The sequence below is a fragment of the Streptomyces enissocaesilis genome (assembly GCF_039533765.1).
Classification (GTDB): domain Bacteria; phylum Actinomycetota; class Actinomycetes; order Streptomycetales; family Streptomycetaceae; genus Streptomyces; species Streptomyces enissocaesilis.
Map to the genome: position 1 here is coordinate 32903 of NZ_BAAAUD010000020.1, position 25529 is coordinate 58431.

Consider the following 25529-nt stretch of genomic DNA (forward strand, 5'->3'; position numbering starts at 1 on the left):
ACGGGGCGTATGGGCCGGGCTAGCGTTTGAGACCAGCAGCACCCCGGGTCATCAGCGCACGCATGAGGTCTCGTTGGAATTCCCCTGGCATCAGCATGCGACCGGTGAGGGCCAGATACTTCTGGCTCAGTTCCTGGTTGCCGCTGATGGTCTGGAACATCCTCTGCCGGGACGCCTCGTTCTTGTCGACGAGGGAGTCCCCGCATATGCCCTCGACGTGCGGGAGGATGGCGTCTTCGAACCGCTGCCGGTATTCGGCCAGTCCGTCTCCGAGATCAGCCTTGTCCAACGACCGGTCAGTGAACGAGCGGGCCAGCAGATCGGCCGACACCAACGCGAATCCACAACCGACGCCGCTCATGGCGTCCACGGACAGGGCCGCGTCTCCGACGAAGGGGACCGAGCCCACCACCGGCTGACGGATCTGGCTCGGATAGTCGCTGTAGCCCAGCAGGCCCGTCTCCGGGACCGCATCGGACACCGAGGGCGCGTCCGGCAGCTCATCGAAGTACTTCAAGAACTGTTGGAGCCGGCCGTCCGCCCCGTGCCAGCCCTCGACCCGTGACTTGTCCGCGAAGAGGACGAGCTGCGTCCTGCCCTCGACGAGCGGATAGACGCAGGCCAGGTCCCGGTCGTTCATGATGAAGACCGAGCGGTTGTCCTCCCGGGTCCTGATCCCCGAGAAGTAACCGAAGAGGGCTGCCCGCTCGTTCGGATGATGTTCGGTCGGGTTGCCGAGCTCCTTGGCCAGCCGCGAACGGCGCCCGTCCGCGGCCACCACCAGACGGGCCCGGAAGCGGCGGGGACCGGTCTCACCGCGAGTATCGAGGTTCCAGCCCGATTCGTCTTCTTCGATGCTCTCCACGGTGGTGGAGTCGATGTACTGGACCCCCTGCTTCTGCACGGCTGCCCGCAGCGCGGGATCGAGCACCCGCCGTTCCAGATTGAGCGCGTAGGAATCCGGGGGCCCCGGGACGTACCCTCCGGGTCCCTCGACCACGCCCCCGGGGGTGACGAAGACGGCCTTGGTGGCCACGGACCAGGCAGGCTCGTACAGATGGGCCAGCCCGAGCTCGGCCAGTAGCGGCACCGCGTGCGGCTGAATGAAATGGGTACAGAGCCGCTTGTGGGACTGGTCGTTCATCGCCTTCTTGTCGAAGATCCCGACCCGATAACCCATCTGGCTGAAGCGGATCGCGGTGGCGCAGCCGGCGATGCTCCCGCCCACCACCGCGACGTCCAACTGCGACTGGTCGAACTTCGGATTACTCACAGGTTGACTACCATCTCTCTGCTCGGGCTGACTCTCTCTCCCCGCTGCCTAGCCCGCACACCCGCAGTCGACGTGGGCGTGGGCATCGTGTCGGGACGCGTGTCCTTCGGTGGCATAGCCATCACGCTTCCACCAGTCCAGGCCGCCGATCAGCTCCTTGACCCGGAAGCCCGAGGTCGCCAGTTTGATTGCCGTCTTGGTGGAGGCGTTGCAGCCGATGCCGTCGCAGTAGGCGACGTACAGCGGTGTCTTGGAGAGACCGGCCAGCGAATCCTGAGAGATCGAGCGATGAGGAATGCTGATCGCGCCGGGAATGTGCTCCCTGTCGTAGGACTCGCTGCTGCGGCCGTCCACGACGACCAGTTCCTGGCCTTCTTCGAGAGCCGCCTTCAGATCCGCGGAGTCGATCTCGTAGGCCAGCTTCTCCTGGTAGTAGTCCAACTGGGATCGCTGCTCCCGGGACATGCCGCTCTCGCCCGGGGCCGAGTCCTCGTCTCCCATGAACCGGCCCGCTATGGCGTACAGATCGCCGAGGGTGCTCGGAGTGACCAGCGAGTCCGCGTGCTCTCCCAGGTCGACGCCGCAGTCCTCCAGGAGCGTGACCAGGACGCTGATGGTCAGGAGGGAGTCCAGACCAAGGGTGCTGAGGGACGTGTCGTCGGGCAGCGGGTCGAGGTCCACCGGCTTGCCCAGCGCCGCCTCCAGGTTCTCGGCGACCTTGTCCTTCACCGCTACAGACATCGCTACACCTTCTCAATAGGCTCGACGGCACCATCGGCCGACAGCGCGAAATAGTTGGAGTTCGACTGCTGAGCCGCTGTCGTGAGCCGCTCGATCAGTTGACGTTCACCGGCCTGCGCAGTCGATGGGGTGGGTACGGCGGGCGACCAGGCCATCAGGGCCGGACGCATGTAGTCGGGCAGCACACCGCGCAGGTGCGCCTCCACGTCGGCCACCACCTGTCGCTCCTGTGACGTGACGACGAGAGCGACCACGTCGCGTTGGTTGCGCCGGATCACGGCGGCAGCAGCCCGGTCGACGCCGGAGCAGCTCAGGGCGGCCCGACGGATCTCGCCCAGGTGGGTACGGCGGCCCGCCAACCACGTGATCTCCTCGTCGTCGTGACGGTGGAACACGATGGTGCCGTCCTCCGCGTAGCTGCATATGTCCCCGGTCCGGAAGTAGGGCGTCCCCTCCAGATCGACGACGAGACGCGCGGTTTCCTCGGGGTGGTCGAAGTAGCCGCGCATGACCTGGTCGCCGCCGACCCAGAGTTCCCCCTGTGCGCCGGGCTGGTGGAGTGCGACCCCGTCCTTCATGATCCTGGCGTCCATGCCCCGCAGGGGCCGGCCGATGGGATACGCGATCGTGCGCTCCGCATCCGCGTGCTCGATCTCGTGGGTCAGGCAGAAGACCGTGGCCTCGGGCGGACCGAAGGCGTGGATGACACGGGTCTCCGGCAGTTGCTGTTTCCATGTGTTGATGACGGCGGGGTCGCACACCTGGGCGCCCGTCATCACCGTCTCCAGGCTGGGCAGCTTGGCCCGGGTGATCTGACGCCCGTCCCCGGTGATCATGGCCAGGAGCATCGAGACCGCGATCAGATGAGTGATCCGCTCCCGGCCGATCACGGCGCGCATGACGGCGCCGGCGGGGAGGCTGCGGAATTGGTGGACAAAGGCTCCCAGCGACAAGGGAAGAAGTGTGTCCTGGATCGAGACATCCACATTGAACGGCGACAGGCTCAGAACACGAGATTCCGATGTGAAGCGGAGCACCTGATTGTGGTTGCCGAAATAGGCGACGAGACCGGCGGCGCTGTTCTCGACCCCTTGCGGCTCACCCGTCGCACCGGACGCGAAAATGATGTACGCGGCCTGCTCCGGTCGATGGGCCACAGTGGAATGGGTCGCCGCCGGCCCGGAAAGAATCTTGGCCAGTTGTTCCCTGTCCAGCCGGCAGCCGACGGGAGCCACCGGGTCCCGGTCGTCCAGCGCGATCACGGCCACCGGCCGCAGACGCGCGAGCAGTCCTCGCAGCCGGGCCGCCGGCTCAGCGGCGTCGAGGGGGACGTAGACGGCCCCGCACTTCCAGATGGCGACGGCGAGCATCGGCATGACCGCGCGCTTCTCGGCCAGCACCACCACGCGATCCCCGGCGCCGACCCCCTGCGCGGTCAGCCAGGCCGCGACCGCCTGGGCGCCCTGCTCGAGCTGGGCGAACGTGTAGTCGGCGTCTCCGTCGCCGATCGCGACGCGGTCCGGCCACTTGAGGGCCGGAGCCACCAGCAGATCACCGAGAGCGGGCGCCGGGTTGGCCTCGTCGGCAGGATCGATCGACCAGGGTGGTAGTGCTACCGCCTCAGCTTTGACTACCACTCTCAGTCCTGCCCTTCCGTTCGCATTTCCTGTACTAATTTTATTGACCAGCAAGATCGACCGTCAAGCAAATTCATGACTCCGCCGTCGCCGCGAATTCGATGAGCGACTGGACATGCCCCTCCTCGAGATGAAATGCGGTCCCGGCGATTTCGGCCACGGCACTCCTGGCTGAATTCAGCTTGCCGGCGTACAGGCAGAAGTCGTGTGGGAGATCCGGAAAGTGCTGATGGCGCAGCCCGGCCGACCGACCGGCCAGGTGCTCCACCCAGGCGAGCCCTTCGTCACGGAGTACGTCGCAGCCGGCCGTCACGATCGAGCAGGCCGGCAACCGGGCCAGATCACTCTCCGGCAGGGCGAACGGGTCGAAGGCCCGTTCCGAGAAGAAGGGGTTCAGCAGCGACTTGAAGAGCCGCATGGCGGCGCCGTCGAGGAAGTGGCCCTCGCCGAACGTCCGGTAGGACTCGCGTTCCGTGTGAAGGTCGAGGACCGGGTAGATCAGCACGATGCGCGAGAAGACCCCGGGCAGGACTCGTAGGCCGAGGTAGAGCGAGAGCAGTCCGCCGACGCTGTCACCGGCGAGGACGAGCTGCCGGTCCCCCAGCGCGCGACACCGTGCCGCGATGTGCTTCCCCAGCCGCTCCACCGCCTCCTCGACGGTGTGTTCCGGCGCCTTCGGATACTCGAACGCCTCCACCGGTGCGTGCAGGGTGTTCGCCAAGTCCCGCAGGAAAGGCCGGAAGACGGCCGTCGAGTAGTAGACCATCCCACCGCCATGGATGTACATGACATACGGGCGGGCCGCGTCCTCCTGTGCCGGCCGGATGATCACCGAGTGCTCACCCGCGTCGATCGTCGCGCCGTCGTCAGGCTCGTCCACGCTCCCGAAGCGCGCGATCCAACGCTCGGCGTTCACCCGGTCGTCCGCGAGCGAGCCCGTGGACGACCTCACCCCCATGATCTTCCTGGCGGCGGCCAGGCGGCCGAACTCGACGTTCAGGGAACGCACTTCCGTGTCAGACATCGCCGTCCCCGTCGACGGGCTCGACGCCCCCGGCAGGCGTGAACGCGAAGTGCGTCGCGCTCGACCCTCCAGCCGCCTCGGCGAGCCGCCGCATCAGCAGTTTCTCGTCCGTCTTGCCCGTCGAGGACACGGTGAGCACGGGTGACCAGGCGACGAGGGCCGGGCGCATGTACGCAGGCAGCAGGTCCGCCAGCCGCTTCTCGACGTCCTCCACCACCGCCCGGTCCGGCGCCATCACCACGAGGGCGATCACGTCGTGGCCGTGGCGCGGGACCAGCGCGACGGCCGCCCGCTCGACGCCCGGGGAGCCCAGCACGATCTGCCGGATCTCACCCAGGTGGATCCGACGGCCGGCCAGCTTCACCTCGTCGTCGTTCCGGCCGCGGAACACGATGTTGCCGTCCTCGTCGTAGCTGCACATGTCGCCCGTGCGGTAGTAGCGGACGCCGTCCACCTCGACCACGCGGCGGGCGGTCTCCTCCGGTTGACCGAAGTAGCCGCGCATCACCTGCTCGCCGCCGATCCACAACTCGCCGGCCCGGCCGTGCTCGTGGACCTCGGCCCCGTCCTCCACGATCCGCGCCGCCACGCCGCGCAGGGGCCGGCCGATCGGGTACGAACTCGTCCGCTCCGCGTCGGCCCGTTCGATCTCATGGGTGACGCAGACGATCGTCGCCTCGGTCGGCCCGTAGGCGTTGATGACGCGCACCTCGGGGAGACCGGTCTTCCAGACGTTGATGACACCGGGGTCGCAGACCTCCGCGCCCGTCATCACCATCTGCAGACAGGGGAAGTTCTCCCTTGTGACGTGACGCCCGTTCTCCGTGATCATGGTCAGGAGCGTGGACACCGCGATCAGGTGTGTGATCCGCTCGCGCTTGATGATCGTGCGCATGATGGCGCCTGCGTGGACGCCGCGGAACTGGTGGACGAACGCGCCCAGCGACAGGGGCAGCAGCGTGTCCTCGATCGACACGTCGAAGTGGAACGGCGACAGGCTGAAGACCCGTGAGGCCGGCGTGAAACGGAGCACCTCGTTGTGGTTCCCGAAGTACGCGACCAGGTTGGCGACGCTGATCTCGACGCCCTTCGGCTCTCCCGTCGACCCCGACGTGAAGATGATGTACGCCGTGTCCTCGGGACGGTGCGCCACGGCCGGCCGTTCCGGGGCCGGTCCCGACAGGGCCGCGTCAAGCTCCGTCCGGCCGGCCCAGCGGACGTCGGCGACCGCCGGCTCCCGGTCGTCCAACGCGATCACGACACGCGGCCGCAGGCGACCGAGCAGGCTGCGCAGGCGGGGTACCGGCTGCGCGGCGTCGAGCGGCACATAGACAGCGCCGCACTTCCAGATCCCGATGGCCAGGACGGGCATGATCGCGCACTTCTCGGCCAGGATCGCGACCCGGTCACCGTGACCGACGCCCTGCTCGCTCAGCCAGGCCGCGAGCGCTCGGGCCTGCCGCTCCAGCTCGGCGAAGGTGAGACCGCTTCGTCCGTCGTGGACCGCCGGGCGGTCCGGCCAGTTGCTCGCCGCCGCTCGGACGATGTCGCCGAGCGCCGGCGGCGGGAATGCCTGGTCGGCGGGGTCGAGCGACCATGGGGGCAGCGGTGCCGGCAACGCCACCGGCAGAGAGGTCTCCGTCACGAGACACCCTTCCCTTCAACGCCGTAGTGGAAGCGGACCTTGGGTTTGGCTCCGGCGCCCATCCGCCGGTAGAAGCCGATGCCGAGCTCGTTGTGCGGAGGGGTCTGCCACTCGGCCCAGCCGCATCGACGGGCGACGGCGAACTCCCGCAGCCGCTCGAAGAACATGCGGCCGAGCCCCATCCCCCGGTACGGCTCCTGGAGGTAGAGGCAGTCCATGTAGGCGAACGGTTCGGCGCTCCAGGTGGCGTAGTCGATGGTGACGGTCATGAAGCCGCAGGGCTTCCCGCCGTCCGTCGCCACCCAGCCGTGCAGCGCCGGCTGCTCCGAGAACAACGCCGTACGCCAGCGCTCGACCTGGCCGTTCTCACGGAAGTCCGCCTTCTCGTATGCCGCGTGCTCGCGGCACAGCGCCAGCAGCGCGTCCAGGTGGCACGGCTCGATCGGCTGCACCTTGATGTCGCGGATGTCGCGGACGACGCGGCTCATACCCACCCCGAGAAGGTCGTGGCCAGGTACGCGTCGAGCGAGGCCTGGTCGAGACGGCCCTGCGCCAGCACGGTGTTGACCCAGGCGTCGCGCTCGAACTTGATGACCTCGAGCTCCCAGACGCAGGCGATCAGGTCACGCTGGGCGAGGGGAGCGACCGTGGTGTTCCCCTCGGCGTCGACCGCCGTGCCGCGCACCCAGTGCTTGAGCATGTTGGCGTCGTACCACTGGCTCACCAGCAGGTAGTCGCCTTCCTCCCCGTAGTGCAGGATCAGGAAGCCGACGGGGTGGTCCCCCTCCTGCGGGGGTTCGCGCAGCACCGAGGCGACCTGCTGCTGCAGCCACTCCGGCGCCGGGAGGGTGGAGCAGCGCTCCGGCTCCGCGAACATCCCGTACACCTTCAGAACCCGGCCGGACACATCCAGCGGTGGGAGCGCCTTGACCAGGCGCGGCGAATACGTCAGCGGGTTCACGTGACGGCGTTCCCCGCCCGCGGGTGGCCGGCCATCTCCATCATGCGCTCGTTCGCCTCCGAACTGGTTCAGATCGTCAATGCGGAAGGCGTCCATCCGCTTTACGACGCGTGCGGTATTCAACCTGGTCTCTCTTGACTGCGCCCAGAATGGCGATCCGTGAGAATGCTGCTCTTCTGTCCGTTTCGGCACTAATGGTTAGGGTTATCGCAGTGTTTGGTCACTGTTAACCTCAATCGTTCAGGCACCTTGAGGCCCGGTTGCCGATTTGCGCTGGAATCTGTTTTTGGACTCCATGTCCGTCTCCCCTTCCGGCCGGGGGCGCGGGCCTTCCCGGCGTGCCCGGGTGCGCTCCGGCTCCGACCGCGCCGGGGCGGCCCTCCTCCTGTCGTTCGTGCCATTGCTGCTGTTCAGGCGGGTGCCGACACGACGGTGAGCCGCTGCCGGCAGGCAAGGTCGGCCTCGGCGGGAATTTGCCTCCGGCGATCCCACATCGGCCGTGTTGAATAGTCGTTCGGACCTGAGCAATCGTCAATCCCTTTCGAGGATTGGGTCATTGGAGCGGAGCGGCTCCCGGGATGACCTGCCGGCCGGAGACCGGGCCGTCGGCACTCGTGCACATTTAGGTCGGCGCCGATGGATCATGTCAAGCATTGGCGGTCGAGTCCCAAGTGATGAGATCCGAAGCATCAGTCGCCATATGGCTGCGCCATCAAACCGTAAAATCAAGGCTCTTGACCATGTGTCAAGTGCCACATGATCTTGCATGGTGATCATCGTGCGTGCAAGGATCCACCTGCCCGCCAGAGGGCTCTGCGCGTCACCGCTGCCGGAGCCTGCGTGCAGGGTCCGCTTCCGCGGGTGCCGGCTCGACGTTTGACCTCGTCGAGCTGAATGCTCCTTGACCGATGCGGCGCGTTCGGCCGCCTTGCCGACGTCATGGCGCCGGACCCTGTTGCCTGTTCGCGGACATTGCGAAACCCCCGGCGCACCCGGGCGGGGGCAAGGCGGGTGAGGTGGCGGGGCTCGGCGGGGCGTTCCCAGGGGCGGCGCGGGCCCTCGGCCAGTGGGCGGGCGAGGTGGAGCCGGGTAAGGGCGGCGGCGATCAGCCAGGCCATCGCCTCGGCGATGCCGTGGTGACTCCCCTACGACCACAGCCTCCTGCCGACCGGGGGCGCCACCCGCGAAGAGGGCCTGGCCTACGCCCACAGCGCCGGTGCGGTGTGCACCGACGGAGTGCCTCCTCGACCCGCCGCCCCCTGCGCCGGCCGTGCAGCCCGGTGCCGGGCTCGCGGCATCGCCACCGGGCCGTCGCCCCGCCGGGATCCCCGACGCCGCTTCCGCGCGACGACGATGGTCTACGGCCATCCGCACATCCCGTGCACCACCTGGCGCGAAGGCGTCCGCTTCGGGGAGGCACCGGTGGGGTGCCCCCCACGAGTGGCGCGGACGGCCGCATCCACCTGCGCGGTTGCGTCAGCCCCTGCCGGACCGAGTGGACGCCAGGTGACAGGCAGTCTGCTCCCCGGCCCGGCAGTCGCCGCCAGGAGTTCACCGGACGCGCTTCCGCCCCGCTGCCGGCAGGCACGTGACCGGGCACCGCCGCGGCCGGCCGGAGCAGCGTCGAAGTGCCTGTCGTGGTGGTCGGGGGCACAACCGCCCCCGGAACTGTGGTGACCCGCCACATACGCCACTGACCTGCGTGTTCCTACGGTGTGTCGCCACGGAAACGTCCCCGCCAACTGTCCGGAGGTGGTACTCATGGCCGCCCCGGCATCCGCCCCGCCCACGCCCAGTTCACTCAAGCAAGCGCATCGTCGCCGCGAGCCTCATCGCGACCACCGTCGAGTGGTACGACAACGCACCCGATCAGGGCTACCAGCTGCGGTTTCGCTGTCATCGGCCGCCCGAAGTCAGCACCGGGCCAGCACGGGAAACTCTCGTGCTGGCTGCGCGACGAGGTCATGGCTCTCCGGCCGGCCGCCGACCGACGACAGGCACAGGGACGGTCACTCACCGTAGCGCAGGAGCCCGAAGGCGTGACCGTGCCGGCCGACGGCGCGTACATCAACACCGGGCTCGTCGTCCCGCACCGCAAACGCCCCGGACGAGCCCTGCTGCCCGGCGAAGAGGAGGGCGACGCCGAACACCGACGGGTCCGGGCCCGCCTCAAGCGTCCGTGAGATCCCCCCGACCGGTGATCCGAGATCATTCCACCGCTCAAGATGCACTTTCGACACACGGCCTGACGGTGTCCGACCAGGTCCCGTGCCGTGCCTCGTCCCGGACACGACCGCGACCCCGGGCATCCGTACAGGACGGAGGGGGAACACGGAGGGGGAACGTGGAGCGCGGGGGACCGGGCAGGGTGAGTCGGTCAGCAGCCGGGGATGCCGGGGGCCGGGTCGGCGCCCACGTTCACGTTGCCGCCCCACATCCACACGTTGCTGTAGATGTGGCCGATGTCGTAGTCGATGACGGTGCCGAAGTACCAGACGTCGGTGCCGTAGCTGCCGACCTTCACGTACTGGCCGCGCGTGTAGCACGCGACGCCGGCCTCGGTCACCTTCGTCGTGGTGCCCCAGATCCGGCTGCTGGTGTTGGGGGCGTCGCGCAGGTTGCTGTGCGCCTGCACGGTCGCCGCGTAGCCGTCGGTGCTGGGGGGCGCGGCCTCGGCGGTCCCGGCGGTGCCGAGCAGGGAGAGGGCCGCGCCGAGCGCCAGCCCGGCAGCCGCGGTCGACACACTTCGTTTGGTCATGAGCATGCTCCTCGGTTCGGTCGCGGGATCAACGGAATCAGCAGGGCGCGACGTCGGGGGACGGGTCGGCGCCGACGTTGACGTTGCCGCCCCACACCCACACGTCCCCGTAGAAGTGCGCCGGTGTCGCGTCGTCGTCGAAGACGTTGCCGTAGTACCAGACGTCGGTGCCGTAGTTGCCGACCTTCACGTACTGGCCGCGCGTGTAGCACTCGATGTACGCCGTGCTCAGGAACTCGGTGGTGCCGACGAGCCGGCTGTTCGTGGTGGCGCCCGCCCGGATGTTGCTGCCGGCCTGGACGGTGGTGTTCACGGCTTGCCCGGCGGCCTCCGCGCTGCCGGCCGTGCCGAGCAGGGAGACAGCCGCGCCGAGCGCCAGTCCCACTGCCGACAGCCTGGTGGACCGCTTCGCCATTGTTTTCCCCTTTGCCGCTTTGGTGGATGCTTGCTGTTCGGCTCTACGACGGAAGGGGCGGTGCGTCCGTATGACAGTGTCGCGGGCCACCTTCGCGAATGTGTTTCCTGTCAGAACGGGCAGTCGCTGACGTGCGCCAGGTGCTCGTCCCCCGTGATGTACACGTTGTTCACCCAGCCCCACTGCCGGCTCGGTGACTCCAGGTAGGTCCACCACCGGCTGCTGTAGCCAGAGTCGTTGATGAGCTCTCCCCGCTTCTGGCAGTAGGCGGTCACGGTGGTCTGGGACACCGTTGCCACGACCTGGCAGTTCTGACGGGAAGGGAAGGTCTTGCACTGCTCGAAGGGGGCTCCCGAGGCGGCGTTGCGTACGTTGACTCCGGTCGCCCACACGTGGACCTCCGTGAAGTCCATCGCCGCCGCCTCGGCAGCGGCGGGCTGCGCGGTCGCCGTCGCGGTCGCGGGACCTGCCAGCGCCGCGGCGGCGGCGAGGAAGGCCGTGGTCAGCCCTCTGAGCATGCGTGGTGACGTGTTCGTCATGGTGGAGGCATCTTCCGGCAGGTGGTCGCGGGCGGCGGGTGCCGCGCCGTTCACACCAGCGACGGGGGGTGGTCGCCTCTCGTATGAGTACGGCACCGCATCGCTCGCCGTACGGCGGCTGCCTCAGTGCCCCGGAGTGTCCCGTGGCTCCAGGGGCTCCAGGGGCTCCAGGGGCTCCAGCGCCTCGCGGGTGCCGAGCCGGTGGAAGACCTCGTACGCCTCCTGCTCGAACTCGCGTCCCCTTCCGGTCTCGCCCTGGGCCAGTGCGGCGCGGGCCAGGTCCCGCAGGGTGCGGGCACGCCACAGCGGCAGTTGCAGCTCGTCCCACAGGCCGAGGGCCTGTCGCAGGGTCTCGGTCGACGTCTCCCAGTCGGACGCGACGAGGTGCCACTCGCCGATGGTGCGCAGGACGAGGGCCTCGCCGAACATGTCCTGACGCTCGCGGGTGATCTCCAGACACCGGTCGAGCCGCTGCCGGGCCTCGGCCATCCGGCCCTGCCGGAACTCGACCTTGGCCAGGGACTGGCTCGCGTACATGACGCCGTAGGCGTCGTCCGTCTCCTCGAAGATGGCGAGGGACTGCCGCAGGAGGGTCTCCGCACCCGCCAGGTCCCCCCGCGCCCGGTGACACAGGCCCAGTGAGCGCAGCGCGAGCGCCTCGCCGTGCCGGTCCCGGGCGGTGACGTACAGACGGTGGGCGCGGGAGAGGGCCTCCCACGCCTCGTCGTCGCGGCCCTGTTCCCGGTGCACGTACCCGATGCCGTACAGCACATGGGCCATGGACAAGGTGTCCTCCGGCTCCCGGTACTGTTCGAGCGCCGAGGTCAGCAGGGGCAGCGCCTCGTCGAAGCGGGCCTGTTCACGGCGGGCCGCACCCATGCCGGCCCGCGCGTCCGCGCAGCCGATGCGTACGGATCGCTCCTCGAACAGCCGCAGCGCCAGGGCGAAGAACGCGTGCGCCTCGTCGAAGCGGTCCTGCTCCAGGCGAAGTTGGCCGAGACCGTTCAGCAGCCAGGCCTCCCCCTCGACGTCCCCGCCACGGCGTACCGCCGCCAGGGCCACGTCGTGGGAACGGGACCAGGCGTCGAACTGGTTGTAGAGGGCCACGGAGGCGGCCATGAGGGTGGCGGCGAGTTCGCGGGCGGCGTCGAACATTCCGTGGTCCGCGCAGTGGATGACGGCGGCCAGCAGGCACGGCTGCTCAGCGGCGAACCACGCGGCCGGCTCGTCCGTCAGGTGGGCCCACGCTTCCGTCGGTGGGGCCGACCCGTCCGAGACCCTCGCGGTCCGACCCGCGACCTGGGCCGACCCGCCCGCAGCGTGCACCACCCCGTCCACCTCCCGCGCGGCCCCGCCCGCGACCTGCGCCGACCCGTCCACGACCCGCGCCGGCCCGGCGGTCGTGGTGACCGGGAGGAGCCGGGACGCGCCGCCCGGGCCATGGGCCGCCGCGACGCGGGCCATGTCCAGCCAGCGGGCGACCAGTCTGCGGACCGCCGCCTCCCGTCCCTCCCTGGCCTCGTCGGCCAAACAGCGCTCCCGGGCGTACTCGCGCGCCAGATCGTGGATGCGGTAGCGCGTTCTGCCCGTCTCGTCGGTGGCCACGACCTCCACGAAGTGGCAGTCCACGAGTTGTTCGACCGCGTCCTCCGCGTCGTCCTCGCTCACGTCCAGGAGCGGCCCGGCGACCCACGCGGCGAAGTCGGGCAGATCCATCAGGGCCAGGCGGCGCAGCGCGCGCTGCTCCTGCCTGTCCAGGTCCGCGTAGCCCAGTCCGAGGCTCGCGCGCACTTCCAGGTCGCCCGCCTGCAGTTCGTCCAGTCGGCGGCGCTCGTCCCTCAGGCGCGACGCGAGCCGCGCCGGTGTCCAGTGGGGGCGGGCGGCGAGCCGGGCACCGGCGATACGGACGGCGAGCGGAAGCCGACCGCACAGCGCGACGATCTCGGCGGCCCGGTCGGGCTCCAGGGCGGGCCGGGTCGGACCGGCCACGCGGGCCAGCAGGTCCAGTGCCTCCGTCTCGGACGGCACCCCCAGATCGAGGTGGGCGGCGCCCTCCAGGGCGATCAGCCGGCGGCGGGCGGTGATCAGCACGGCCGAGCCGCCGCCCGGCGGGAGCAGCGGGCGCAGCAGGGCCTCGCTGACGGCGTTGTCGAGGATGAGCAGGACCCGGCGGCGCGCCATGTGCGTGCGGTACAGCCCGAGGAGGTCCTCCTCGTCGCGTGCCGGGCTCTCCGGGTCCACCCCGAGGGCGCGCAGCAGTCGGGCCAGGGCGTCCGCGGTCCGTACCGGCTCGGAGTCCGAGGCACGCAGGTCCACGAAGAGCTGTCCGTCGGGGAAGAGCGCGGCGGTGCGATGGCCCACGTGGACGGCCAGGGCGGTCTTGCCGGTGCCCGACCGGCCGGAGATCACCCCGATGGGCGGCGCGGTGCGCAGCGGGTTGCGCGCCTCCTCGAGGAGGGCGGTCGCCCAGGCCGTTTGTTCGGTACGGCCTACGAAGTCAGCCACGTCGGGCGGGAGTTGGTTGGGCGCCGGATGACCGGTGTCGTCGTGGGACCGCTCGGAACGGCGGGTCGCCGGTGTGTCCTCGTCCGAGCGCGGGGGAGCCACCGCCGGTGCGGGCACGGGTCCCTTCCCGGCGGGCGCGGCTTTTCGGGCAGCCGGCGCTCCCAGCACCGTCGTGTCCGCCCGGAGCAGGGCCTGGTGCAGCGCGCGCAGTTCCGGGCCGCAGTCCACGCCCAGTTCCGTACGGAGCAGACGGCGGCCCTCGTCGTAGCAGCGCAGCGCGTCGGGCATCCGGCCGGCGCGGAACAGGGCGGTCATCAGCTGGCCGCGCGGGCGCTCCCGGAGGGGGTGGGCGGCGACGTGGGCGACGAGTTCGGAGACGAGATCCGTGCGCCGGTCGAGGTCCAGTTCGGCGGAGAAGCGGAGCTCTGTCGCCTCCAGCCGGAGTTCCGTCAGACGCATGGCCTCGACACGGGCGAAGGACTGACCGAGCCCTTCCAGGGCGTCCCGGCCACGCCACAGGCGCGACGCCGCCTGCAGGATCCCGACAGCCTCCTCGGCCCGCCCGGCGGCGGCCGCCTTCCGTCCGGCCGCGAACGCCACCTCGAAACACCGGGCGTCCACGGCGGAGGGCGGGAACTCGGCGACGTAACCCGGGGAGCGGGTACGGATGGCCTCCGCGCCCTCCGTACCGGCCAGGGACCGGCGCAGCCCGGAGACGTGCGAGGCGACGAGCGCCCGCGCGGTGGCGGGCGGCTCCTCCTCCCAGACCAGGTCGACCAGCCGCTCGACGGACAGCACCTCGCCGAGATGCACGACGAGAGCCGCGAGGATCACGGTCGGTTTGGCGCCGTTCAGCGCGATCCGGTGTCCCCCGCTCACCACCTCGACCGGACCCAGAAGGCAAACGTCCACCGTGTCCCCCGATTTCACGTTTCCGCGGTCGGGGACAATTTATCGGCCCCCGGGGACACTCACGCCGGACACCGGACCACCGGTTTCACAGCTGGCCGATGTGGCCTACGGGGTGGCCGGAACCCATCAGGTCTGCCGGTGCGGGTGGCCCGTTCCCGGCGCTGCATGCGTCCTGCAGAGGATCTGCATCGATCCTGCATCGCCCGCCTCCACGCTGTGAGCGTGACGGACATCATCCTTCTCTCGGACCCCCGGGTCGCCGCCACGCGTGTCAACGAGAACGGTGAACCCCTGGTCGACGCCCGGGAGGTCGCCGCACTGCGGGTCGACACGCGGAAGACCGACCACGACGGCTCGTACGCACATCTCAGGGCCGACGTGCTGCGCCGGCTCCTGCTCGCACAGGACGCGCTGCCTCCGGGCATCCGCCTGCTGATGGTGGAGGGTTTCCGGCCGCCCGCCCTGCAGCGCCGCTACTTCGACGCCTACGCGGCGACGCTGCGCGCGGCGCATCCGGACGCCGGAGCGGACCGGATCCGCGAGCTGGCCAGCGCGTACATCTCGCCCCCGGAGGTCGCCCCGCACGTCAGCGGCGGCGCGGTGGACCTGACGCTGTGCACGGACGACGGTGCCGAGCTGTCCCTCGGTACGCAGGTCAACGCCACCCCCGAGGAGAGCGAGGGCGGCTGCCGCACCGCCGCGCTCAACATCGACGCCGACGCCCGTGCCAACCGGGCGGCGATGGGGCGGGCCATGACGGCCGCTGGGTTCGTCAACTACCCCACCGAGTGGTGGCACTGGTCGTACGGGGACCGGTACTGGGCGCTCCTGACCGAAGCGCCGACGGCCAAGTACGGTCCCGCCTCCCTGAGCCCAACCACAGTCTGAGACAGCCGGACCCCGGGGGAACACCGTGGAGAACACCTGCATCGCGACGACGATGACCACGTCGTCCAAGACCTCCGACACCACGACGCCGAGCACGACCACGGCGGCCTTCACCGACCACATGACCGCCGCCGAGTTCGACGAGGCGTTCACCGCCGTGATGCCGAGGCTGCGGCGCAGGCTGCTGGCCCTGACCGGCAATCCGTACGACGCCGACGACCTGCTGCAGGAGACGTACCTGAGACTCTCCCGCCGGGCACGTGCCCACACCCTGACGCGTCAACAGCAGCCGTACGCCTACACCTGCGCGGCGGCGCTGAACCTGCTGCGCGACCTGTGGCGGCACCCCTCGCGTCAGGAGCGCTGCACCGACCGGCTGCCGGAACACGGCTGGGACGGCGGTTTCGCGAGGCGGGAGGCCGAGGCGGTGACGGCCGCGCTGCTGCGCGGGCTGTCCCCCAAGGAGGCGGCGGCCGTGATCCTGGTCGACATCGAGGGCCTGACCCACGACATGGCGGGGGAACGGCTCGGCGCCCACCGCGGCACGGTCCAGCGCAACCGTATGCGCGGCCTCGCCAAGATCCGCGCCGCGCTCGACGCATAGGAACCGGCCGCCGCACCGGCCGCCTCCTCCACGACGACAACCGACGACGACCGGCAGCAACCGACGACACGCGCGACGGCAGCACGACCGACTGCCGGACGCCACCGACCCGTACAGCGCCCGCGCACGTCGCACCGACCACACAAGGGGGAACCCCATGCGCCGCACCAACCTCACCCTCGCGACGGCGGGAGGGCTGCTGCTCGCCACCGCGCTGACATGTACCGGTACGGCGATGGCCGCCCCGTCGCCGGTCTCCTCGACGGCCGTGGCCGCCGCCGGCTGCCGTCCCCTGGCGGACGCGCCCGCCCGGGCACAGGCGATCGTCAACGCCGCGTGCTCACAGATCGGGGTGCCGTACTCGTGGGGCGGCGGCTCCGTCCACGGGCCGACGTACGGTCAGGACTACCCCGGCGGCGGCCCCGGCGCCCACGACAGCCAGGTGAAGGGCTTCGACTGCTCGCACCTGGTGCAGTACGCGGCGTGGCAGGGAGCGGGCATCGCCCTGCCCGAGGGGACGTGGAACCAGGCCAAGTGGAGCGGTGCCACCGCCCGGTTCACCCGCGCCCAGGGGATCGCTCCGCTGCAGCCGGGCGACCTGCTGCTGTGGGGGACGGACCCGGCCGACCTCGGCAGCGTCCACCACATCGCCGTCTATCTCGGCAACGGCAGGATGGTCGAGGCCCGGGAGTCCGGGACGCTCGTGATGGTCAGTGACGTACGGCTCACCTCCCAGTACGCGGGGGCCCTGCGCATCGCCGGCGCCGCGCAGCCGCCCGCGGGCACCAAGCGGTTCATGACCTGGGGCACCGATGTGAGCCTGCGTGCCGATCCCGGCACCCGGCAGCCTCCCGTGGGCCGGCTGCCCGGCCCCACGGCCGTGGACGTGCTCTGCCAGGCACGCGGGGAGTCGGTCACCGCCGAGGGCTACACCAACGACGCCTGGTCCTACCTGCCGCAGTACAAGGCATGGATCTCGAACATCTACATCAACGACCCGGCGGCCTGGCTGCCCGGGGTTCCCACCTGCTGATCCACGGGGTCGGCACACCACATCCCTCCCACACCTGACACCTCGCACACCCGACATCTCTCACAGAGGAGACTCCGCCATGCGCACACTCAAGCGCACCAAGTCCATGGGCCTGCTCGTCGCCACGGTCGTCGCTGCCGGGCTGGTCCCGCTCACGGCCGGCACGGCCGGCGCCGCCCCGGTCGCCGCAGCCGCGGCCACCGGTTCCTGCCCGACCGCCGGCACGGTGACCCAGGGGTACCACTCCGGCCACGACGGCGTCGACATCGCCAACAACCGCGGTACGCCGATCTACTCCACCGGGGCCGGCACCGTCATCGTCTCCGGCACCGCCAGCGGCTACGGCCAGTGGATCCGCATCAGGCACGACGACGGCACCGTCACCGAGTACGGCCACATGTACGAGCGTCTCGTCTCCGTGAACCAGCGGGTGAACAGCGGTCAGCTGATCGCGCGCATGGGCTCCGAGGGCCAGTCCACCGGGCCGCACCTGCACTTCGAGGCGCACGCCTCCACGGCCAGCACCCGGGGCATGGACCCCGTCTCCTACCTGTCCGCGCGCGGTGTGAACCTGCCGTGCACCCCGGGCAGCGGAACGCCCGGCACCAACTTCACCACCTGGGGCACATCGGTCCGGGTGCGCCAGGAGCCGCGGCTGAACGCGGCGGTCGTGCGCACGCTGACCGGGCCGACTGCGGTCTACGTGCAGTGCCAGACGCGCGGCGACTCGGTCACCGCCGAGGGCCACACCAACGACGCCTGGTCCTACATCCCGGCGCTCGGCGGCTACATCACCAACATCTACATCGACCACCCCGCCGCCTGGCTGCCGGGGGTGAACCAGTGCTGACCGTCCCCCTGAGCCGTCTCCGCGCCGGCACGAAGGGTGCCGCGGCGGTCGCGCTGGCCGCCGGGCTGCTCCTCTCCCCCGCCCTCACCTCGTCCGCGCAGGCCGCCGACTCGGCGCCCTGCACCCCCGACCCGGACTACAGGGGCATGTTCCGGTGCCCGATCTGGGGCTCGAACGTCAACCTGCGGTCCGCCCCCGACCCGCAGGCCCCGGTCGTCGCCACGTCGCCCGACGGCGGCTTCCTCAGAGTGCAGTGCCAGGTCAAGGGCGGCCGTGCGACCTACGGCGACTACTGGCACACCTGGTGGGTCAAGACCCCGGCGGTGGGCATGGCCCCGTCCGCGTACATGAGCGAGATCTTCCTCGTCGGAGGCGGCAACGACGAGCGGGACTCGGGTCTGCCGAATTGCTGAGCGACGGCCCGCGCCGACCGGATGCCCCCGGGACCCCGACAGGTTCCCGGGGGCATCCGGCGTCCGGGCTCTCATACGGCACGGGACGTACCCCCGTCCTACGTGTGGTGCGGGCGACGCATCTCCGGCTCCACCTCCACCACCTCCCTCTCCACCGATCCCGAGGACAACCATGATCATCTTGAGCAGCGCACGGGGCGCGGTACGGGCGGGCGTGCTGACCGCCGCCCTCGCCGCGCTCCTGTGCACCACCGCGACCACCGCCTCCGTCGCGTCCGCCGAGTCTCCCTCGCCGCGCCCGGCGACGGTGCAGGCCGACGTGCCGGCCGGGGTGACGGCGGGCGTCGCCGTCTTCGACCGCCAGACCGGCACCTTCACCGAACAACTGAACAGCGCCGCGCAGTTCAGGTCCGCGTCCGTGGTGAAACTGCTGATCGCCCTGGACGTGCTCTGGAACCGCAGCCCCGGCGCCCTGTCGGCCGCCGACCGGGCCCGGATCGACACCATGCTGCGCGGCAGCGACGACACGGCCGCGAGCACGTTCTGGTCGAACAACGGCTCGGGGGCGATCGTCGACCGGATGGTCACCCGGCTCGGCCTGACGGACACCGCCCGGCCGCCGTCGACCCACCCCGGCTACTGGGGCTACACGGCTCTCTCGGCCCGTGACACCGTGAAGATCTACCGCCATCTGCTGGACTCCGCCCCGGCGGCGACACGCGACTACCTCCTCGGCGGCCTGCGGCAGTCCACCCGCTGCGCCACCGACGGCTACGACCAGCACTTCGGCATCGCCGGCTCCTTCAACCGCCCCTGGGCCGTCAAGCAGGGCTGGTCGGGCTTCAGTTCGGGCGGCTGCACGGCGCCGACCACGAAGGCCGCGAAGGCCGCGAAGGCCGCTGGGGAACCGGCGGGAACGGCCGCCGCCCGGACGCCGGCGGGCGCCGACGCCGTGGACCTCTCCCGTCCGGCACTGCACACGACGGGTGTGGTGGGCGCGGGTGACCGTTCCATCGTGGCGGTCCTCACCCTGCACCCCAGCGGAACGTCCTACGGCAAGGCCTACACGGACATCGGCCGGCTGACCCGTTCGCTGAACGTCCCCGGCGCCTCCCGCCCCGCCGGCACATGGATCGGCACCTGGGGCAGCGGGGTCCGGGTCCGCACCCAGGCGACGACCGAGTCCGGGGCGATCACCACGCTGCCCGCCGGAGTCGAGGTCCTGGTCGGCTGCCAGAAGCGCGGCCAGCAGGTCAGCCAACCGCCCTACGTCAACGACTGGTGGGCCCACCTGCCGCAGTACAGCGGCTACATGACCAACATCTATCTCAGCGTGCCGGAGAACCAGGTGCCCGGAGTGCCGGTCTGCTGACCGGGCCGGGGGGGGAACGGCCCGGGGCTCATACGGCGAGTACCGACTCGCCGTCCCGTCGTGGGACAACCTTCGGACAAGGAGAACTGTGATGAACAAGCGTGCACTTGGAGCCCTGGCCACGGCGGCGGCGATCGCCTGCGTACTGACGGCTGCGCCGACGGCCTCGGCCGCAGAGGTTCCGCCGGGTTGCGACAAGGGCTACTTCTGCATCTACTCGGGTGACTCCGGGACGGGTCGGCTCGTCCTGAAGTCGGACGGCAACTGGTCGGGCAGGGTGACCGGCCAGTCCATCTTCAACAACGGCGCACCCCTTCCCGGCCTCGACCACATCCAGGTCGAGTGGAAGGGCATCGGCAGCGGCTCGGAGTGCGTCCACCACTACCCCGGACCGGGCCACTACGGCCTCAACTTCCAGCACGACGCCGTCATCAACAAGGTGACATGGCGCGGAGAGTGCTAGGGCTTGTTCAGAAGTGATCTTCTGAGGTCCTCATGGGCGGTGTGCAAGCCGAAGTCGCCGGGTACCCGGACGGCCGCCAGTACCGTGCTGGACAGCTTCTGCCTCGCGACAGGGGCCGGTTCCGGACGGCCTTGCAGCCGGTGATCACCGCCGGGCCGGCGTCGGGGCCGCCGTCGTCGAGGCCGACGAATCCCAGGCCGGCGACGGCTTTGAGCCCGGCTTCCCGCAGCTTCCGAGTGAGTTCGGCGTGCCGGCAGGCGGCGATCTCCGAGGTGCGCCCGGGGCGGGCCGCTGAGATCCACAGCGGTCGGCCCCGGGCGACGGTGAGGGCTATCACGAACAGGCCGTGGCATTCGTTCCTGCCGGAGCAGTTCTTCCGGTTCTTCTTCCCGAGGGGTTCCGGCGCCGCGGCGGCATGCAGCCGGCCTGGGACTTCGCCGACCCCGTCCACGCAGGCACCGGCACCGGCCCTCACGTCCGCACGCCCAACCTGCCGGCCTCCGTCATCCGCCTGCAGAAGAGCCCCATCACGGTCCAGACCAAACGTTCCTGATCAGCACAATCCGGACAGTTCCGCACCGGGCCCCTCGAGCGCCTTCGGCAGGTCACCACAGCAGGCCATGGATGCCGGGCGCACACGACCCACCCGAACTGTGGTGCCCCACCACATACGCCCCTGACCTGCCGTTTCCTACGGTGTGGCGACACCGAAACGTCCCCGTACCCGCCTGGAAGTGGTGCACATGGCCGCCGCAACAACCTCCCCCACACCACCCAACTCCCTCAAGAGGATCGTCGCCGCGAGCCTCATCGGGACCACCATCGAGTGGTACGACTTCTTCCTCTACGGATCCGCAGCCGCGCTGGTCTTCAACGAGCTCTTCTTCCCCGAGTCCGACCCCCTCGTCGGAACTCTTCTGTCCTTCCTGACCTACGCGATCGGTTTCGCCGCCAGGCCGCTCGGGGCGCTCGTCTTCGGGCATTACGGCGACCGGCTCGGCCGCAAGAAGCTGCTGGTCCTGAGTCTGCTGCTGATGGGCGGTGCCACCTTCGCCATCGGTCTGCTGCCGACGCACGCCTCGATCGGTACCGCCGCGCCCGTCCTGCTCACCGTGTTGCGGCTCGTCCAGGGCTTCGCGCTCGGTGGCGAGTGGGGCGGGGCGGTGCTGCTGGTCTCGGAGCACGGGGACGCCGGGCGGCGTGGGTTCTGGGCTTCCTGGCCGCAGACCGGAGCGCCCGCCGGGCAGCTGCTCGCCACCGGGGTGCTGGCCGCGCTGACCGCCCTGCTCTCGGATTCCGCCTTCCTCGCATGGGGCTGGCGCATACCGTTCCTGCTGTCGGGCGTACTGGTGGTCGTCGGCCTGTGGATTCGTCTCTCTGTCGATGAATCCCCTGTCTTCAAGGCCGCGTTGGCCCAGGCCGAGGCCCGTAAGACCGCCTCCGCCGTCGCCGAGAAGATGCCGCTGGTCGCCGTCCTTCGTTATCACTGGCGCGATGTGCTGATCGCGATGGGCGCCCGTATGGCGGAGAACATCAGCTACTACGTCATCACCGCCTTCATCCTCGTCTACGCGACGACGGCGGCGGAGCTGAGCAAGCAGACGGCGCTCAACGCGGTACTGATCGCCTCGGCCGTCCACTTCGCGGTGATCCCCGCCTGGGGCGCCCTGTCGGACCGGCTCGGGCGCAGGCCCGTCTACCTGATCGGTGCGGTCGGGGTCGGTCTCTGGATGTTCCCGTTCTTCATGCTCATCGACACCAGGAGCTTCGGAAACCTCCTCCTCGCCGTCACGGTCGGGCTGGTGTTCCACGGGGCGATGTACGCGCCGCAGGCGGCCTTCTTCTCCGAGATGTTCGCGACCCGGATGCGCTACTCCGGTGCCTCGATCGGCGCGCAGTTCTCCTCGGTCGCGGCCGGCGCCCCGGCGCCGCTGATCGCCACCGCCCTCCTCCACCGCTACGGCGGCTCCACACCGATCGCCCTGTACGTCATCGCCGCCGCGCTGATCACGGTGGTCGCGATCGGATGCGCGAAGGAGACCCGGAACCGGGATCTGGGGGACATCGGGGCCGGGGCGGGCGAGGAGGACGAAGGGCCTGCCGTACGGACCGCCGGCGCTCGTACGGTCTGAACCGACGCGGACGGGGCCGACGCGAGCGACGACGGAACAGCCACGCGCGGGAACGGTCCTCGGACGTTCCCGCGCGTGGCTTTCAGCGCGTCATCGCCGACAGCAGCCCGTGCAGCCGCAGCGCCAGCTGCACCTCCAGGGCCCGCTCCGGCGACTGCCAGTCCGCACCCAGCAGCCTGCCGACGCGCTCCAGGCGCTGCGCCACCGTGTTGACGTGGACGTGCAGTTCGTCCTTCGTCCGGGCAGGGCTCATCCCGCACGCGAAGTACGCGTCCAGGGTGCGCACCAAGTCGGTTCCCCGCCGCCCGTCGTACGCGACGACCTCGCCGATCGTGCGGCGTACGAACGCTTCGACGGCGCCGCCGGAACGGCCGTCCCCGCCGCCCGCGAGCAGCAGGCCCAGGAAGCCGAAGTCCTCCGCTGCGGCGCCTTCCCCGGAACGGCCGAGCAGCCGCAGCGCGTCGACGCAGCGGCGTGCTTCCCCGTACGCCCCCGCCACCGCACCGGGGCGGGCCGCGGGCGCGCCCACCGGTCCCGAGGCTCCGACCGTGACGGGATCGCGCAGGGCGCCTCCCAGGTGCTTGGCCGTCCGGCGGGCGAGGGCCGCGGCGCTGTCACCGCTGTCCAGCGGGAGCAGCAGTACGGTGCCGCCGTCGCGGGCCGCGGCGAGGCCCCGCCCGGTCGCCGCCAGGTGCGAGGCCGCGGACCAGAGCCGCCTGCGGTCCGCGCTCTCCCGCTCGGCGCCGGCCGTCCGCGGCGCTTCGACGCGGGCAGCGAGCACCACGTGAGGGGCGTCGAGGTCGGCGTGCAGCCGGGCGGCGCGTTCGCGCAGCAGGCGGGGGTCGCGGTCGGGGGCGTCGAGGAGGTCGTCGAGGAGTTCGCCCCGTACGCGCTGCTCGGCCTCGTCCGCCGAGCGCCTGGCCAGCAGCAGCAACGACGTCACCATGGCGGCGCGTTCGAGCGTGCGCTGGTCGACGGGGTCCAGGGCGGGGTGGCCGTGCAGGACGAGCGCGCCGAGGAGTTCCCCGCCGGCCGCTACGGTGGCCACCCAGTCGTCGCCGCGCCGTACCGCATGGCCGTCCGCTCCCGCCGGCTCCCCGTCCGCGGCCGTGAACTCCACCGTCCCGTCCAGCACTTCGGACACCGCGCGCGCCACGTCGTCGACGCCGCCGCCGCGCAGCACCAGTTCGGTGAGCCGGTCGTGCACGTCCGATGCGCGCTCGATGACGCCGCTGCGGTCACGGATGATCTCGTTGGCCCTCTCCAGTTCGGTGAGCGCGGAACGCGTCTCCGCCAACAGGTTCGCGGTGTCGATGGCGACAGCGGCATGCGCGGCGAACGAACCGAGCAGGGCGATCTGTTCGCGCTCGAAGACACGGGCGCGGCGGTCGGCGGCGAAGAGCACACCGATCACCTGGCTGCCGAGGGTGAGGGGTACGCCGAGGATCGCGACGAGCCCTTCGTCGCGTACGCCCGAGTCGATGGTCCAGGTGTGCTGGAAACGGGGGTCGTCGAAGTAGCTCTCGGTCGCGTAGGGGCGGGCGGTCTGGGCGACCAGCCCGCCGAGCCCCTCCCCCATGCCGAGCCGCAGTTGCTGGAAGCGCGCCGACACCGACCCTTCGGTGACCCGCATGTACGTGTCGCCCGCCACCGGATCGTTGAGGCTCAGATACGCGACCTCCGTGCCGAGCAGCGACCGCGCCCGCTGCACGATCGCCGCCAGCACGGCGTCCAGATCGCGCAGCCCGGCGAGGTCGTGGGCGGTCTCGTAGAGCGCGGACAGCTCGGCCTCGCGCCGCCGCCGCCCCTCCAGCTCGGCGCGCACCCGCAGCGCGTGGAGCTTCGCGGTCTCGAGTGCGGCGAGCGTCTCGGGCGTCGCGCCGTCCGCGCGGGCGACCAGCACGGGCCGCTCGTAGGCGTCGGCGGCGGCCCCGCGCGCGAGGAGTTCCAGGTACGGGGTTTCGCCGCCGCTCTGTGGCTGGTCGTGGGACATGGGCACACTCAATCAGCTAGTGAGCGGTCCAGCCGCCGTCGAGGGGCAGCGAGGTTCCCGTGATGAACGACGCCTGGGGGCCGCACAGATACGCCACGGCCTCGGCGACCTCCTCCGGTTCGAGGAGACGCTTGAGCGCGGTGTCCTTGAGCAGTACGTCGGCGAGTACGCGTTCCTCCGGCAGCCCGTGGGCGGCGGCCTGGTCGGCGATCTGCCGCTCGACGAGCGGGGTGCGGACGTACCCGGGGTTGACGCAGTTCGATGTCACGCCGTGCTCGGCGCCCTCGAGCGCCGCGGTCTTGGAGAGCCCCTCGAGGCCGTGCTTGGCGGCGACGTACGCCGACTTGTACGCGGAGGCGCGCAGCCCGTGCACGGAGGAGATGTTGACGATACGCCCCCAGCCCTGCCCGTACATGTGCGGCAGCGCCCCCCGGATCAGCCGGAACGGCGCTTCGAGCATCACGGTCAGGACGGTGTGGAAGACGTCCGGGGGGAACTCCTCGATGGCGCGCACCAGTTGGAGTCCGGCGTTGTTCACCAGGATGTCCGTGCCCGCCGCCGCCCGCTCCGCCGCGTCGAGATCGGTGAGGTCCAGGGTCCGCGGCTCCACCGCGCCCGCCAGGCCCTGTGCCTGCCCGGTGAGGGCGTGGAGCCCTTCCGCGTCCCGGTCCACGGCTCTGACCTTGGCGCCGGCGGCCGCGAGCCGCAGCGCGCAGGCGCGGCCGATGCCGCCCGCGGCCCCGGTGACGAGCGCGGTACGGCCGCCGAGGTCGGGTCCGGGTGCGTGCGGCGAGGCTGTGGTGGGCGCGGTCATGACCACGACACTAAGCAGCGCTCACCACACCACCCATGTGGTCGCGGCCCATACTTCAGAACTGCGTGGTGGGCTCGAACCATGTGGGTTCGTCGGTGAGGGCCTGCTTGATCCTCAGGAGGGAGAACTCGTCGAGGTCCGGGAGCGCGTCCACCGGGAACCAGGCCACGTCCAGCGACTCGTCGTCGTTGACGCGCGCCGCACCGCCGACGGCCCGGCACCGGAACGTGATGTCCATGTACTGACACCGGTCGCCGTTCGGATATTCGACCGGCTTCAGGGCCTGTACGAGAACGACGCGTTCCGCCACGCACTCCACGGCGGTCTCCTCGTACACCTCCCGCACGGCCGTCACCGCCGGCTGCTCCCCCGGTTCGGGGATGCCACCGATGACCGACCACTTCCCGGTGTCGGTGCGGCGTCCGAGCAGCACTCTGCCCGCCTCGTCGAAGACGATGGCGCTGACGCCCGGCAGGAAGAGGAGCTGGTGACCCGCGGTGGCCCGGAGCTCGCGGATGAATTCGGGAGTTGCCATGATCCGACCCTAACGGGCCGTT

The 25529-nt window shown here is 70.6% G+C and carries 22 protein-coding genes and 1 pseudogene; 9 read left to right on the plus strand and 14 right to left on the minus strand.

Going from position 1 to position 25529, the window contains the following annotated elements; all coding sequences use genetic code 11:
* Window positions 1-19: 19 nt before the first annotated feature.
* The 7 genes from ABD374_RS09775 to ABD374_RS09805 form a co-directional block, all read right to left on the minus strand.
* The gene (locus ABD374_RS09775; protein ID WP_344493536.1) at window positions 20-1273 is read right to left on the minus strand and encodes an NAD(P)/FAD-dependent oxidoreductase; all 1254 of its coding nucleotides are present in this window, start codon (window positions 1271-1273) and stop codon (window positions 20-22) included.
* A gap of 48 nt (window positions 1274-1321) precedes the next feature.
* Window positions 1322-2014 carry a rhodanese-like domain-containing protein gene (locus ABD374_RS09780; protein ID WP_344493537.1) on the minus strand — a complete coding sequence of 231 codons (693 nt, stop codon included), beginning with the start codon at window positions 2012-2014 and terminating at the stop codon, window positions 1322-1324.
* 2 nt (window positions 2015-2016) lie between these two features.
* The gene (locus tag ABD374_RS09785; RefSeq protein ID WP_344493936.1) at window positions 2017-3651 is read right to left on the minus strand and encodes an AMP-binding protein; all 1635 of its coding nucleotides are present in this window, start codon (window positions 3649-3651) and stop codon (window positions 2017-2019) included.
* A 73-nt stretch (window positions 3652-3724) separates the two neighbouring features.
* Window positions 3725-4675, minus strand: coding sequence for an alpha/beta hydrolase fold domain-containing protein (locus tag ABD374_RS09790; protein ID WP_344493539.1), 951 nt, complete (start codon window positions 4673-4675; stop codon window positions 3725-3727).
* Window positions 4668-6320: an amino acid adenylation domain-containing protein gene (locus tag ABD374_RS09795; protein ID WP_344493541.1), complete on the minus strand. Its 1653-nt coding sequence runs from the start codon at window positions 6318-6320 to the stop codon at window positions 4668-4670. Before ABD374_RS09795 ends, ABD374_RS09790 begins: the two co-directional genes overlap by 8 nt.
* Window positions 6317-6808 (minus strand): GNAT family N-acetyltransferase, encoded by a 492-nt coding sequence (locus tag ABD374_RS09800; protein WP_344493543.1) that lies wholly within the window; start codon window positions 6806-6808, stop codon window positions 6317-6319. The genes ABD374_RS09795 and ABD374_RS09800 overlap by 4 nt, the downstream gene beginning before the upstream one ends.
* Window positions 6805-7281 carry a hypothetical protein gene (locus ABD374_RS09805; protein WP_344493545.1) on the minus strand — a complete coding sequence of 159 codons (477 nt, stop codon included), beginning with the start codon at window positions 7279-7281 and terminating at the stop codon, window positions 6805-6807. The genes ABD374_RS09800 and ABD374_RS09805 overlap by 4 nt, the downstream gene beginning before the upstream one ends.
* Window positions 7282-9317: 2036 nt before the next feature.
* On the opposite strand from ABD374_RS09805, the pseudogene ABD374_RS09810 reads away from it, so the two are divergent.
* Window positions 9318-9455, plus strand: a pseudogene (locus tag ABD374_RS09810) (IS5/IS1182 family transposase); the annotation flags it as partial.
* Between the two features lie 203 nt (window positions 9456-9658).
* Here ABD374_RS09810 and ABD374_RS09815 read toward each other — a convergent pair.
* The 4 genes from ABD374_RS09815 to ABD374_RS09830 form a co-directional block, all read right to left on the minus strand.
* Window positions 9659-10039 carry a hypothetical protein gene (locus ABD374_RS09815; protein ID WP_344493547.1) on the minus strand — a complete coding sequence of 127 codons (381 nt, stop codon included), beginning with the start codon at window positions 10037-10039 and terminating at the stop codon, window positions 9659-9661.
* Between the two features lie 37 nt (window positions 10040-10076).
* The gene (locus ABD374_RS09820) at window positions 10077-10454 is read right to left on the minus strand and encodes a hypothetical protein (protein WP_344493549.1); all 378 of its coding nucleotides are present in this window, start codon (window positions 10452-10454) and stop codon (window positions 10077-10079) included.
* A gap of 110 nt (window positions 10455-10564) precedes the next feature.
* Complete coding sequence (locus tag ABD374_RS09825; protein ID WP_344493551.1) at window positions 10565-10993, minus strand: hypothetical protein; 429 nt, start codon at window positions 10991-10993, stop codon at window positions 10565-10567.
* 123 nt (window positions 10994-11116) lie between these two features.
* Window positions 11117-14377, minus strand: a complete 3261-nt coding sequence (locus ABD374_RS09830) for an AfsR/SARP family transcriptional regulator (RefSeq protein WP_344493553.1) — start codon at window positions 14375-14377, stop codon at window positions 11117-11119.
* 255 nt (window positions 14378-14632) lie between these two features.
* Here ABD374_RS09830 and ABD374_RS09835 point away from each other — a divergent pair, with 255 nt between their 5' ends.
* The 8 genes from ABD374_RS09835 (at window position 14633) to ABD374_RS09870 (ending at window position 22165) form a co-directional block, all read left to right on the plus strand.
* Entirely contained in the window at window positions 14633-15298 is a 666-nt protein-coding gene (locus tag ABD374_RS09835) for a M15 family metallopeptidase (protein ID WP_344493555.1), read from the plus strand.
* Between the two features lie 25 nt (window positions 15299-15323).
* Window positions 15324-15902 (plus strand): RNA polymerase sigma factor, encoded by a 579-nt coding sequence (locus ABD374_RS09840; protein WP_425577175.1) that lies wholly within the window; start codon window positions 15324-15326, stop codon window positions 15900-15902.
* 157 nt (window positions 15903-16059) lie between these two features.
* Window positions 16060-16935, plus strand: coding sequence for an NlpC/P60 family protein (locus ABD374_RS09845; RefSeq protein WP_344493557.1), 876 nt, complete (start codon window positions 16060-16062; stop codon window positions 16933-16935).
* Between the two features lie 79 nt (window positions 16936-17014).
* Window positions 17015-17785, plus strand: coding sequence for a M23 family metallopeptidase (locus ABD374_RS09850; RefSeq protein ID WP_344493559.1), 771 nt, complete (start codon window positions 17015-17017; stop codon window positions 17783-17785).
* Window positions 17779-18198, plus strand: a complete 420-nt coding sequence (locus ABD374_RS09855; RefSeq protein WP_344493561.1) for an SH3 domain-containing protein — start codon at window positions 17779-17781, stop codon at window positions 18196-18198. Before ABD374_RS09850 ends, ABD374_RS09855 begins: the two co-directional genes overlap by 7 nt.
* Window positions 18199-18370: 172 nt before the next feature.
* The gene (locus ABD374_RS09860; protein ID WP_344493563.1) at window positions 18371-19570 is read left to right on the plus strand and encodes a hypothetical protein; all 1200 of its coding nucleotides are present in this window, start codon (window positions 18371-18373) and stop codon (window positions 19568-19570) included.
* Between the two features lie 91 nt (window positions 19571-19661).
* A complete protein-coding gene (locus ABD374_RS09865; protein ID WP_344493565.1) occupies window positions 19662-20033 on the plus strand; it encodes a peptidase inhibitor family I36 protein in 372 nt (123 codons plus the stop codon).
* A gap of 743 nt (window positions 20034-20776) precedes the next feature.
* Entirely contained in the window at window positions 20777-22165 is a 1389-nt protein-coding gene (locus tag ABD374_RS09870) for an MFS transporter (protein WP_344493567.1), read from the plus strand.
* 82 nt (window positions 22166-22247) lie between these two features.
* Here ABD374_RS09870 and ABD374_RS09875 read toward each other — a convergent pair whose 3' ends face one another.
* The 3 genes from ABD374_RS09875 to ABD374_RS09885 are packed head-to-tail and all read right to left on the minus strand — an operon-like array spanning window position 22248 to window position 25507.
* Window positions 22248-24158 carry a helix-turn-helix domain-containing protein gene (locus ABD374_RS09875; protein ID WP_344493569.1) on the minus strand — a complete coding sequence of 637 codons (1911 nt, stop codon included), beginning with the start codon at window positions 24156-24158 and terminating at the stop codon, window positions 22248-22250.
* A gap of 16 nt (window positions 24159-24174) precedes the next feature.
* Window positions 24175-24972 (minus strand): 3-hydroxybutyrate dehydrogenase, encoded by a 798-nt coding sequence (locus tag ABD374_RS09880; RefSeq protein WP_344493571.1) that lies wholly within the window; start codon window positions 24970-24972, stop codon window positions 24175-24177.
* A gap of 55 nt (window positions 24973-25027) precedes the next feature.
* Window positions 25028-25507, minus strand: coding sequence for an NUDIX hydrolase (locus ABD374_RS09885; protein ID WP_344493573.1), 480 nt, complete (start codon window positions 25505-25507; stop codon window positions 25028-25030).
* Window positions 25508-25529 lie beyond the last annotated feature (22 nt).